Genomic DNA, 11431 nt, shown 5'->3' on the forward strand with positions numbered 1-11431 from the left:
ACGAGATCCCGGACGGCGTGACTACCATCGGGCCCAAGACGGACTGACGTCCGGGCGCACATCCCCGTTGTCCGACCCTGGGAGGCACTGTGAGACTCCTGCTCACCTCCGGCGGCGTCACGAACGCCAGCATCGAGTCGGCGCTCGTGCAGCTCCTCGGGAAGCCGATCGCCGACAGCCACGCCCTGTGCGTGCCGACGGCGCAGTGGGGACACCCGCTGTGCGGTCCGGCCTCGGTGCGGGGGCTGATCGCTGCCGATCCCCGGTTCCGCCACCTGACCGGCCTCGGCTGGGCCTCGCTCGGGGTCCTCGAGCTGACCGCACTGCCCACCGTGGGCGCCGACCGTTGGGTGCCGTGGGTGCGGGAGGCGGACGCCCTGCTGGTCGACGGCGGCGACGCGACGTACCTGTGCCACTGGATGCGGGAGTCGGGCCTCGCCGCGCTGTTGCCTTCGCTCTCCGACACGGTGTGGGTGGGAGTGAGCGCCGGGAGCATGGTGATGGCGCCGCGGATCGGGGAGTGCTTCGTCGAGTGGCCCTCGGCGCCCGACGACTCGGGGCTGGGTGTGGTCGACTTCTCGATCTTCCCGCACCTGGGCGCGTTCCCGCAGAACAGCCCGGCCGACGCCGAGCGGTGGGCCGCCGGCATCGGCGGACCGGCGTACGCGATCGACGAGCAGACGGCCATCACGGTCGTCGACGGCAGGGCCGAGGTGGTTTCAGAGGGCGACTGGACGAGGTTCGGCTGACCCTTGCCGGCGACCTGTTCAGCGCCCGGGGAGCCGATCCGCCCGGCGCAAGTCTCCCGTCACCGGTTCCGGACCGCGTAGCGCACAAAGACCACGCCGTTGTCGAACCGTCGGTGGTCGATCAGCTCAAGGTCGAGCGGGACCCCGCGGGGCAGCGCAGGCTTGCCGCCGCCCACCGTGACCGGGCACAGCAGCAGGACGCACTCGTCGACCAGTCCGTGCCGGAAGGCCTCGGCGGCGATCGTCGCGCCACCGATGCTGAGGTCGGCGCGGGAGGCTTCCTTGAGCCGACGCACCGCCTCAGGGTCGAATTGGCGCTCGATCCTGGTGCGGGCGGTCGACACCTCCCCGAGCGAGGAGGAGTACACGACTTTGTCGGTGTCACGCCAGATCCCGGCGTACTCACGGACGACCGCGGGCTCGTCAGCCAGCCAGTCATCCAGCTCCCAGACCCGCATGGTCTCGTACATCCGCCGCCCGTACAGCGACGTGCCGATCCCGCGCTCGTGCTCGTTCCAGAAGGCGTGCACCTCCTCGTCGGGCACCGACCAGTCCAGCGAACCGGCCGCGTCCTCCAGGAAACCGTCGAGCGAGATGTTGGCCGCGTAGATCAGCCTGCCCATGGAACCTCCCCAGGTCGAGGGTCCAGCCTGCATCGTCCCGCCGACAGGAGCAATACCGCGAGGGTGACGCCGAAGCCGCCGCCGTCACCTCCCGCACCTCTTGACAAGAAATGTTGTCAGGGGCAGGGTGGGGCCATGCAGGACGTCGAAGTCATCGAGAGCCCGGAGGCGGCCGCCGCGGCGCTGGACCCCGTCCGGGCGAGGCTGCTGAACGAACTGGTCGTGCCTGCCTCCGCCGCCGGTCTGGCCGCCCGCGTCGGGATCGCACGCCAGAAGGTCAACTACCACCTCAAGGCGCTCGAGGCGCACGGACTGGTGGAGCTGTCCGAGGAGCGCCGGCACGGGGGCATCACCGAGCGGGTGCTCCAGGCGTCCGCGGCGTCCTACGTCGTGTCGCCGGCGGCGGTGAGCGCGTCGGCGGCCGACCCGGACGCCACCACCGACCACTTCTCGGCCGCGTACCTGGTCGCCCTGGCCGGCCGGCTGGTCCGGGAGGTCGGTGCCCTGGCGCGCCGCGCCCGCGTCACCGGCACGCGGTTGCCCACCCTGGCGATCGACACCGAGATCGGCTTCCGATCGGCCGCCGACCGGGCGGCCTTCGCCGACGACCTGACCGCGGCGGTGCTCGACCTGGCCGCCCGCTACCACCACGACGACGGACGCCCGCACCGGCTCGTCGTCGCCGTCCACCCGCGTCCGAAGGAGAAGCCATGACCGCGACCGTCCCGTACCGTCTGCAGTTCAGCGTCGAGGTGCCCGGCACCGCCGAGCAGGTCTGGCAGGCGGTCGCCACCGCCAGGGGCATGAGCGCCTGGTTCCTGCCGACCGAGCTCGAGGAGCGCGAAGGCGGTTCCCTGCACTTCTCGATGGGCCCCGACATGGGCTCGGACGGTCACGTGACCGCCTGGGAGCCGCCACGGCGCCTCGTCTACGAGGAGGACTGGGCCGCCCTGATGGGCCTCGACCCCGACGCCCTGAGCCCGTTGACGTCGGAGTTCCTCGTCGAGGCTCAGTCCGGCGGCACCTGCGTGGTGCGGGTCACGAGTAGTGGCTTCGGTACGGGCGCGGACTGGGAGGCGGAGTTCTGGGAGGACATGGGGACGAGCTGGAAGCCGTTCTTCGACAACCTGCGCCTCTACCTGGCGCACTTCGCCGGCCAGGAGGCGACGCCGCTCGAGGCCTCCGCGTCCCACCCGGGCGATGCCGGGACGGTCTGGGCGGCGCTGCGCGAGGAGCTGGGCCTGGGCGGGGAGGGCACGACTCTCGAGCTGCGCGACACCACCGGCAGGGTCGAGCGCGTCGGCGAGCGGCAAGCCCTCGTCCGACTCACGGCGCCGGTGCCCGGGATGCTGACCGTCTTCGTGCACGGGGCGGGGGAGGGCGAGTCGTCGGCGGGCGTGCGCGCCTACCTGTTCTCCCCGGACGCGGCCGAGTACGTGCGGCGTGAGGAGCCGGCCTGGGAGGCGTGGCTGCAGCAGCTGTCCGTCCCTGCCGAGTGACCGGATGCGGGCCCGCCCGTCCGGCGTCACCGCGCACGGGGCGGGCCGGCACCGACTACACGTTCGCGGAGGCGGAGGTGTCCCTGGCCATGCCGTGGCGGACCGCCGCCAGCAGGACGTCGACGTCGATGTCGGCAAGGCGGGCGAACCTGATGCAGTAGCCGGTCACGGTGGCCCGGCCGATCGAGGCGGCGTAGGTGCGGGAGAGGAAGGTCTTGTCGTCGAGCCCCAACACGTAGACCGAGATGCCCCTGGTGGTGGCGCTCAGGCCGATGAGGTAGAACTCGCGCGAGGATCCGTCGGCGTAGGTCAGCGCGTGGGTGCCGTAGCCGATGCTCGGGTTGGCCACGACCTTGCCGGTTTCGTCCGTGCCGTCGAGGAACCACAGCCGGGACCGCGGGAACTCCGCCAGGATCCGGGCGTGCAGGTGCCGGAGGTCGGCCTGCTTTGGCCCGGGTTGGGTGGCGAGGTACTCCTCGACCTGCTCGGCGGTTCCGGACGGCATCTGGACGCGCCGCCCGGGCCTACAGCGCGCCCCCGGCCGCGGCCGGGGCGGACGTGTCGTGCCCACCGTCGCCGATGCTCTCCCTGGCGACGTAGTTCTCCAGGTCGAACCAGTTGTCGCCCGCGCGCTGCGCGACGTTGAGGAGGGTGGCCATCGAGGCGACCTCCTCCACCTGTTCCTTGAGGAACCACAGCATGAACTGCTCGCCGAGCGGGTCGCCCCCGTTGCGGGCGGCGGCGAAGAGGGCCTCGATGTCGGCGGTCACCTGCTTCTCCTGGGCGAGCGCCAGCGCGATCGGCTCGGACGGGGTGGCGAAGTCGTTGCGCACCGGATCGATCCCGGGGATCGTCACCGCCAGGTTCCGGTCGAGCATGTACTGGACCATCATCATCGCGTGGTTGCGCTCCTCCAGCGACTGGCGGTAGAAGTAGCGGGCGAGCTGCGGAAGGTCCTGCGAGTCGAACCACACCGCTACCGCCGCGTACTGCTGGGACGCCGCGAACTCATTCCTGACCTGCGCTCCGAGGAGCTCTGTGAAGCTGCCCATGCCCTCAGGCTAGGGGCGCACGCGCGGAACCGGCCATCTGCAGAATCACCACCGGCTCCCCTGCGGGATGCGTTCAGCCGCGGGCCTGCTCCACCCCCAGGTTGGCCAGCTGGTCCGCCCGTTCGTTGCCGGGATCGCCCGCGTGGCCCTTCACCCACTCCCAGCGGACGGTGTGTCGTGCGATCTGGGCCTCCAGCTCCTGCCACAGCTCCGCGTTCTTAACCGGCTTCTTGTCCGCGGTGCGCCAGCCGTTGCGCTTCCAGCCGTGGATCCACTTGGTCATGCCGTTCATCACGTACGCGGAATCGACGTGCAGGTGCACCTCGCTGGGACGGGTCAGCGCCTCCAGGCCGCGGATCACCGCCAGCAGCTCCATCCGGTTGTTGGTGGTGAGCGCCTCGCCGCCGAACAGTTCCCGGGAGTGCGGGCCGTAGGTCATCAGCACGCCCCAGCCGCCCGGACCCGGATTGCCCTTGCAGGCGCCGTCGGTCCACATGTGCAGGGTGGTCTGGTCGGTCATCGGGTTCCTTGCTGTTCGGCTCCAAGGAGGCTGGCAGGCACGAGCCGGTGCGCGCAAGCCGGACGCTCGGGGGACACGACTCGACTCGGCCAAGACGAGCCGGCCCACAGCAGGAAGGGCCGCGACGATCTCGGCGATAGCCGTCGCCGGAGCATCACCTGGACGAGTGGTAGCTCCTGAGTCGCGCGCTCATGCCGAATACAGCGTGTGCGGCAAGGCGGCATTCCCCCGCCCCTCGGGCAGGACTGACAGGGCTCCTGTTGTTGACGCGACGGAGCGGTGGTCAGCCAGCGACGATTCCGGGGAGGACGAGTTCGAGCCAGCGCCCGATCTGTTGGGGCTGGTCTGTGGGGGCGGTGGCGACGAGGAGGTAGATGTCGTCGACGGTGATGTTCGGACGGACGTCGCCGTCTCGCTGGGCGGCTTGGAGGAGCTCTGCCACGGCGACGCCGGCACGGGTCTCGTCGGTCTGCTCCCCATGACCCTGAACGCCGAGGCCGGCGGCGGCGGCTTTGACGGCGTGGCTCTTTGCGGTGGCCTCGGCGACGCGCTGGAGGAAGCCGACCACCTCGTCGACCGCGCGAGCGCCGGCACGGACGCGGGCGAGGGAGGCTTCGGCGTCATCGGCGATCGCGGAGACGTCCTCGGCGATCACCGCGGCAAGGAGGTCGGTCTTGGTCGGGAAGTGCCGGTAGAGGGTGCCGACGGCGACACCGGCGGCCTGGGCGATGTCGTCCATGCCGACCTCGGGGCCGGCGGTGGTGATCTGCGCGGCGGCGGCGTCCAGGATCCGGCGTCGGTTGCGGATCGCGTCGGCGCGTTGGGGCCGTTCGGCAGCCATCTGACTCCTCCATGAAACGAGAGAGGATCTCTCACTTGCATTAACGTGAATGATGGTTCATGATGTACGTGAACCGAGATTCACTTTACAGCAGGAGAGAGACCATGACCAACACCGTTGCCCTCGTCACCGGAGCGTCCTCCGGGATCGGCGAGGCCACCGCCCGCAAGCTCCAGTCGCTGGGCTACACCGTCTACGGAGCAGCCCGCCGAACCGAACGACTCAAGAAGCTGTCCGCCGAAGGCATCCGGGCCGTCGCGATGGACGTCACCGACGAAGCGTCGATGACCGCCGGCATCGCGAAGATCATCGCTGAGGCCGGCCGGATCGACGTCCTGGTCAATAACGCCGGTTACGGCTCCTACGGCGCGCTGGAGGACGTCGACATCGACGAAGGCCGTCGCCAGTTCGAGGTCAACGTGTTCGGCGCGATGCGGCTGACCCAGCTCGTGCTGCCGCACATGCGTGCCCAGCGGTCGGGCACCATCGTGAACATCACCTCGATGGGCGGCAAGCTGCACACCCCGCTGGGCGGCTGGTACCACGGCACCAAGTTCGCCCTCGAGGCGCTCAGCGACTGCTTGCGCATGGAAGTCGCCCCCTTCGGGATCGACGTGGTGGTCATCGAGCCCGGCGGCATCGCCACTGAATGGGGCGCAATCGCCGCCGATCACGTCGAGGCGACTTCCGGGACCGGCCCGTACGCCGCCCAGGCCAAGGCCGTGGCCAGCTCGCTGCGGTCGGAGGCCAACGCCAACCGCAACTCCCCGCCCTCGGTGATCGCCGACGCCATCGCCAAGGCCGTGACCGCCCGGCGACCCCGCACCCGCTACGCGGTCGGATTCGGCGCCAAGCCGCTGATCGCGGCCCGCGGCATCCTCTCCGACCGCCAGTACGACGCCCTCATCGCCCGCGCCACGGGACTCCCCCGCAACTGACGGGCCGAGCGGTGTGGCTCCCGGCGCCCTTGGCTGGCAGCCGCCGGCACCTCAGGAACCGTCGCTCGCAGTCTCGCCATCGCGGGACATCCCCTGAAAGGACACCACCATGACCGCTACAGCCACCACCGATCTGGTCACCCACTACATCAACGGCACCTGGACCACCGACTGGGCCGGACTAACCAACGAGCTGCGCAACCCCGCCACCGGCCAGGTGACCGGCCGGGTCGCCCTGGCAGGCCTCGACGAGGTCGACCGGGCTGTCGCGGCCGCCCGGGCGGCGTTCGAGACCTACTCCCACACCACGATCGCGGATCGGGTGGCTATGTTCAGCCGGATCGCCGCCGAGTTCACCCGTCGCGCCGAGGACATGGCGATCGCCGTCACCACCGACATGGGAATCCCGATCGCCGGCAGCCGGATCGCCGTGGGAGCGGCGATCCTGCAGTTCACGTCCATGATCGACACCCTGCCCGGCTACCCGTTCCACGACGTCGCCGGCGACCACATCATCGACAAGGATCCAGTCGGCGTCGCCGCCCTGATCCCGCCGTGGAACTACCCCTCGCTGCAAATGGCCGAGAAGGTCGCCCCCGCCCTTGCCGCAGGCTGCACCGTCATCCTCAAGCCCGCCGAGATCGTCTCCCACGCCGGCGAGGTGTTCGCCCAAATCATGGACGCTGCCGGGGTCCCGGCAGGGGTGTTCAACCTGCTCGTCGGCAAGGGCTCGACGGTAGGCACCGCGCTCAGCAAGCACCCCGGCGTCGACATGGTCGCATTCACCGGCTCCACCGACGTCGGCATCCAGGTGCAGAAGGACGCCGCCGACACCGTGAAACGGGTCAGCCAGGAACTCGGTGGCAAGTCCGCCCACATCGTCCTGCCCGACGCCGACCTCGACCTCGCCGTCACCACCGCCGTCAACGGCGTCATGAGCAACTCCGGCCAGACCTGCGCCGCGCCCACCCGCACACTCGTCCCTGCGCCACTCCTCGACGACTTTCTCCGACGAGTCAAGAGCGCGGTCGACGGGCTCACCGTCGGCGACCCGATGAAGGAGGTCGACCTCGGGCCTGTTGCGAACCAGACCCAGTGGCACACCGTCCAGGACTACATCCAGATCGGACTCGACGAAGGCGCCACCCTCATCACCGGGGGCCCGGGCAAACCCGACCCCACCGCAAGCGGCTGGTACGTCCGCCCCACCGTCTTCGCCGACGTCACCAACAACATGCGCATCGCCCGAGAGGAGATCTTCGGCCCCGTCATGTCCGTCATCACCTACACCGGCATCGACGACGCGATCCGCATCGCGAACGACAGCGAGTACGGCCTCGCCGGCTACGTCACCGGGGAAGACACCGACCAAGCCAAACGGGTCGCAGCCAGGATTCGCGCCGGACAAGTCGTCGTCAACGCCGTCACCCCGAACCTGTTCGCCCCCTTCGGTGGCTACAAACACTCCGGCAACGGCCGCATCTGGGGCACCGCAGGACTCGAGGAATACCTCGAAACCAAAGCCATCGTCGGACAGATCTGAACCGCAAGCCCCGCCGATCTCGACCATCCGTGAGCGCCCCTCAGGACCCCTGGATGGCTGGGTGGGGATTCACGCTCATGCCGCGCCGCGGACGGTAGCCTTCGGCTGCCCGGCCGCGACCTCATCTGCCGCGATCAGGCGGTCGTCAACACAAACGCCGCGACCCAGGCGGCGATGGACACCCAAAGAGCCCCGAAGGCAAGGCGACGTCCCTTCGACCCCTTGGCCCGCCAGACTCGTCCTGGGTGAAAGCCGCTGAGCGTGGTCCAGGCGAGCCCGAACGTGCCAGCTGCGAGAGGCGATGGGTCCACCCCGGTTGCATGTGCGCCGAGCGTCATCGCCACGGCGGCCGGAATCAGCATCAGCGCGATGCGTGGCCCGCTCGCAGGGACGGTCTCCGTCTCGCGGGCCACGGCAATCAGCAGAAGCGCCATCGCAATCACGCAATAGACCCAGCTCGCCACGAGCACGATGCTCTCACGGCCTGGCTGCCCCCTCGAGATTCATCCGGACTTGCCGCGCTCCGCGGAGCTAAAGCGGCAGTTCCGAGGGCAGCGGGTGGCGAACTCTGAAGCGGAAGCTCGGGTGGGACGATCCTGTAGCTGCGTAGCTTTCCTTCGCGAAGGCCAGTGAGTATCCGTTGGCCCCGAACTCGAAGGCGGAGTCCTGCTGCTGGTCAGGGTCGTCCTCCCAGAAGCAGACCGGGCACAACTCGTAATCGCCCGGCTCTTGGATGGTGAGGTACCCGCAGCATGCGCAGGGGAAGTGAGCGCCGCCCAGGCTGGGCTCGCTGGCGTGAGTCTGGAGCGGAGTTGCTGCACAAGACGGCCTAGTCCCACAACACGCACTCTAGAACGGAGTGGAATCATCCGGTCATGCCGCGCCGCGGACGGTAGCCTCACGGCTGCCCGGCCGCGACCTCATCTGGCTCCCCTCTGTGATGGTCCTGTGGAGCGTCAACCCTCGCGTCGGAGCGGCGAGGGTTGCGTGGTAGGTCTGGCGGGCGACGCAGCGCTTCAGGCAGCGGATCGCTTCTCGTCTCGACAGCCGATCAGGCTGCGTGACTAACCACTGTCACCTGATCGTGCAGCAGACCCGCTCCGTGGGTTCGCCGGTGGGCTAGGGCTAGCCTTTCGGCTGTGAGTGGGATCACCAGGGGTCCGCGACCGCGCCAGAGCAACTGGGGCGGGTTCTGGCTGGCAAACGGGGCGGAAGTCTCGGTGTGGGGCTGGTCTGCCCAATGGCTGTCACTCGCCTCGCTCGGTGGGCTGGCCCTGGAGACCGCGTTGATTGAATGGGGCACGGGAACGTGGCCGGTCTCGGATATCCCCTGGATCTCATTGGTTCTGCTCTTTGTCGCGCTCGCAGTGATGCTCGTGGACGTCATCGCGGTCGGGCTTCTCAACTGGCTTGCCCGCCGGTCGCTGCCCCGTCTCGACGCCGCGGGGTTGGCCGCTCTAGTCCCTGAATACCTCGCGCTGAGACCCGACATTGGATGGCGTGTGTCCGACGTTGCGGACGGCTACTTCGAGGTTCAGCTTTGGCCTGCGGCGGATCCGAGCCGGACGGCGGCACTCCAAGTCGCAGGCGATCTCCTGACCGCGTTTCGATCGAGCTTCGGGGGACACGAGTCGACCGCCCGCGGGTTCGAGCGGGGCGAAAGCGCAGAAGTGCTCTTTCAGCAGCTCGGCGCTCTGATCAGCGGTGTACGGGGTCCCAGCGCAGTGCTGATCGATTCGATCGACGACCGCATAGTCAGGACCGAGCTTGTGTTTCGCGCTCCCGAGGTAACCGATGTGGCCCCTCGGCGAACACCGCGGGCGGCTTGGGTCCGAGTCCGCGGCCGTTCGCTTCGGCGGGAGATCCGGTGGTATCCACCACTCGCAGCCACCGCTACGCCCGGCAACCCAGCGGGCCAGAATGTCGGCTGAGAGAACGCTTCCGCCGGGCGAAACCATCCTGCTGCATAGTCGGGCAGCGGCCTGAAGAACGGCGGCAGTTCAAGGCTGACAAACAGCAGGCCGACAGCCGCGAGGGCCCACCGCCAGGGATTCCCCCCGACCAGGACCCGTCGCTGCACGCACGAAGCTACAGCCGGGGTCGCACAACCACCGTGTGATCGATGTTGTGAGTCAAGGAACGCTCGCGGGGACTGTCAGCAAGCCGCCCATGCCGCTATCCACCCGGGCGGTCTTGCCGATGAGCTTGTTAGGAGCTAGCGGTGCGGGCCACTGGCACTGCCGACGGCAGTCTTCGGTCTTGGTGCTGCCGGTGGCGTCTCCTCACATCTGCGATGTCAATGTCGATCGCGCGCAGCTGAAGCACAGGCGGGTTCTTCATGCGGAGTTCGATTTCGGCTTCCGACGCACCTCGCCCCAACTAGGCTCGGGCCCGACCCAGCGACCAACGAACGGCCACATGAAGCCCGCTCTCAGTGCATTAGCAGCCACCATCGCCCTCGCGCTGGGCGGGTGCGGCCTGGAAGCCGCAAGACCCACCATCTTGGTCCAGAACAACTCCGACCAAGTCATCGTTCTGCAGGCGAAAGTAGATGGACGCGTCGTGCCGAAGGCGACAGCTATGCCGCACACGAAGGAGCGAATCATGAACTCTCCGCTCGAGGGTCGCTGTGTGAACAACTGGGAAATCGTCGACGAGAATGGCAGGCTCCTGAAGAAGGTCGACCAGTTGTGTGCCTACGACACCGTCGTCTACCCCTAAGCAAGCCGGGTCAAGCCGCGAATAGGTCAACCTGCGGGCATCGCTTGTGCCGCTGCGCGCGTGCACGCGTAGACCGAGCGATCGCGGGCCAACGTCCATGCGGTGCGAGATGATTCCAACGTGACCGATCGTGCGCCCGACCGCGCAACCCGGGCGACCGCTATTGCTGCTCTTTGCTCCTGCCTGCTGCCTCCAATCGGGGCAGCGGCAGCGCTCATCTTCAGTGCGGCTAGCTGGACCAACGCCGATGACAGAGCCCTCGCCGACCCAAGCGGTCTCTGGGCGATCGTTGCAGGGCTATTCGTCGCGTTGGGTGTAGGTCTGTCGGCCATGGCTGATGGTGTTCGGGAAGTGCCGCGGCGGCAGTGGCAGCGAGTACCAGGGCTTGACCGCGGCTTCATCGAGCACTTCTCGAGGCTGGCAGGCACCAAGACCGCCGGCTGGATCCTCGCCGGAAAGGCAGTGTGGGGCCTCTCGGGCATCGCAATCGCGACCTTCGTCATAGGTAGCGCGGCCGGCTCCTGGTGATGCGGAGCATCCGACTTCACCGCGCCCGGTGTGCCTACGCCGTGGCTGCTAGACCTCTGCTGGCGCGTTCTTGAACCAGCGAGGTTGGAAGGCGCCCAGGTAGTGGTCGACTCCCCACCGAGTCCATCCGCCTGCTTCTGCGACGTAGATCCAGGCGTCAGTGCGTCCACGTGAGTATGTCAACTCGACTTGGCCCCACCAGGACGGCTTGAGTTGGCCCCACCTGCTCGGGTGTGGGCGAGGCGGTAGCTGGTCGTGCCGGTTTCGATGATGGTGGCGTCGTAGGTCAGGCGGTCGACGATCGCGGCGCACAGGCGGGGGTCGGTGAAGGTCTTGGTCCAGCCGCTGAAGGGCTCGTTGGACGCGATCGCGATCGCGGTCTTCTCCTCGCGCTCGGTCAGGACCTGGAATAGGAGT

At 68.6% G+C, this 11431-nt stretch carries 16 protein-coding genes; 8 read left to right on the top strand and 8 right to left on the bottom strand.

The window, feature by feature from the left end:
* Positions 1-89: 89 nt before the first annotated feature.
* Positions 90-749, top strand: a complete 660-nt coding sequence (locus ACFQQJ_RS07980) for a Type 1 glutamine amidotransferase-like domain-containing protein (RefSeq protein WP_377105448.1) — start codon at positions 90-92, stop codon at positions 747-749.
* A gap of 59 nt (positions 750-808) precedes the next feature.
* Here ACFQQJ_RS07980 and ACFQQJ_RS07985 read toward each other — a convergent pair whose 3' ends face one another.
* Complete coding sequence (locus ACFQQJ_RS07985) at positions 809-1372, bottom strand: dihydrofolate reductase family protein (RefSeq protein WP_377105449.1); 564 nt, start codon at positions 1370-1372, stop codon at positions 809-811.
* Between the two features lie 135 nt (positions 1373-1507).
* On the opposite strand from ACFQQJ_RS07985, the gene ACFQQJ_RS07990 reads away from it, so the two are divergent.
* Positions 1508-2086: a winged helix-turn-helix domain-containing protein gene (locus ACFQQJ_RS07990; RefSeq protein WP_377105450.1), complete on the top strand. Its 579-nt coding sequence runs from the start codon at positions 1508-1510 to the stop codon at positions 2084-2086.
* Positions 2083-2871: an SRPBCC domain-containing protein gene (locus ACFQQJ_RS07995; RefSeq protein ID WP_377105451.1), complete on the top strand. Its 789-nt coding sequence runs from the start codon at positions 2083-2085 to the stop codon at positions 2869-2871. The genes ACFQQJ_RS07990 and ACFQQJ_RS07995 overlap by 4 nt, the downstream gene beginning before the upstream one ends.
* A gap of 55 nt (positions 2872-2926) precedes the next feature.
* Here the strand turns inward: ACFQQJ_RS07995 and ACFQQJ_RS08000 are convergent, their stop codons facing one another.
* From ACFQQJ_RS08000 to ACFQQJ_RS08015, 4 genes are all read right to left on the bottom strand, one after another.
* Positions 2927-3376 (bottom strand): DUF1801 domain-containing protein, encoded by a 450-nt coding sequence (locus ACFQQJ_RS08000; RefSeq protein ID WP_377105452.1) that lies wholly within the window; start codon positions 3374-3376, stop codon positions 2927-2929.
* A 19-nt stretch (positions 3377-3395) separates the two neighbouring features.
* Positions 3396-3923 (bottom strand): ferritin, encoded by a 528-nt coding sequence (locus tag ACFQQJ_RS08005; RefSeq protein ID WP_377105453.1) that lies wholly within the window; start codon positions 3921-3923, stop codon positions 3396-3398.
* A gap of 73 nt (positions 3924-3996) precedes the next feature.
* On the bottom strand, positions 3997-4443 hold the full coding sequence (gene rnhA, locus ACFQQJ_RS08010; RefSeq protein ID WP_377105454.1) for a ribonuclease HI: 447 nt from the start codon (positions 4441-4443) through the stop codon (positions 3997-3999).
* Positions 4444-4726: 283 nt separating this feature from the next.
* On the bottom strand, positions 4727-5284 hold the full coding sequence (locus ACFQQJ_RS08015) for a TetR/AcrR family transcriptional regulator (RefSeq protein ID WP_377105455.1): 558 nt from the start codon (positions 5282-5284) through the stop codon (positions 4727-4729).
* Positions 5285-5388: 104 nt separating this feature from the next.
* On the opposite strand from ACFQQJ_RS08015, the gene ACFQQJ_RS08020 reads away from it, so the two are divergent.
* Both ACFQQJ_RS08020 and ACFQQJ_RS08025 read left to right on the top strand, forming a co-directional pair.
* Positions 5389-6222 (top strand): oxidoreductase, encoded by an 834-nt coding sequence (locus ACFQQJ_RS08020; RefSeq protein WP_377105456.1) that lies wholly within the window; start codon positions 5389-5391, stop codon positions 6220-6222.
* A 109-nt stretch (positions 6223-6331) separates the two neighbouring features.
* Entirely contained in the window at positions 6332-7765 is a 1434-nt protein-coding gene (locus ACFQQJ_RS08025) for an aldehyde dehydrogenase family protein (RefSeq protein ID WP_377105457.1), read from the top strand.
* A 134-nt stretch (positions 7766-7899) separates the two neighbouring features.
* Here the strand turns inward: ACFQQJ_RS08025 and ACFQQJ_RS08030 are convergent, their stop codons facing one another.
* Both ACFQQJ_RS08030 and ACFQQJ_RS08035 read right to left on the bottom strand, forming a co-directional pair.
* Positions 7900-8229, bottom strand: coding sequence for a hypothetical protein (locus ACFQQJ_RS08030; RefSeq protein WP_377105458.1), 330 nt, complete (start codon positions 8227-8229; stop codon positions 7900-7902).
* Positions 8230-8296: 67 nt separating this feature from the next.
* The gene (locus tag ACFQQJ_RS08035; RefSeq protein ID WP_377105519.1) at positions 8297-8545 is read right to left on the bottom strand and encodes a CPCC family cysteine-rich protein; all 249 of its coding nucleotides are present in this window, start codon (positions 8543-8545) and stop codon (positions 8297-8299) included.
* A gap of 359 nt (positions 8546-8904) precedes the next feature.
* Between ACFQQJ_RS08035 and ACFQQJ_RS08040 the strand changes: the two genes are divergently transcribed.
* From ACFQQJ_RS08040 to ACFQQJ_RS08050, 3 genes are all read left to right on the top strand, one after another.
* Entirely contained in the window at positions 8905-9696 is a 792-nt protein-coding gene (locus tag ACFQQJ_RS08040) for a hypothetical protein (RefSeq protein WP_377105459.1), read from the top strand.
* Between the two features lie 328 nt (positions 9697-10024).
* On the top strand, positions 10025-10486 hold the full coding sequence (locus ACFQQJ_RS08045) for a hypothetical protein (protein ID WP_377105460.1): 462 nt from the start codon (positions 10025-10027) through the stop codon (positions 10484-10486).
* Between the two features lie 120 nt (positions 10487-10606).
* The gene (locus ACFQQJ_RS08050) at positions 10607-11014 is read left to right on the top strand and encodes a hypothetical protein (RefSeq protein WP_377105461.1); all 408 of its coding nucleotides are present in this window, start codon (positions 10607-10609) and stop codon (positions 11012-11014) included.
* 179 nt (positions 11015-11193) lie between these two features.
* On the opposite strand, the gene ACFQQJ_RS08055 is transcribed toward ACFQQJ_RS08050, so the two are convergent.
* Positions 11194-11431 (bottom strand): ATP-binding protein (locus tag ACFQQJ_RS08055; protein ID WP_377105463.1); only part of this gene is annotated, 238 nt, incomplete at its 5' end.

The sequence above is a fragment of the Propionicimonas sp. T2.31MG-18 genome, from assembly GCF_964266745.1.
Taxonomy (GTDB): Bacteria; Actinomycetota; Actinomycetes; order Propionibacteriales; family Propionibacteriaceae; genus Propionicimonas.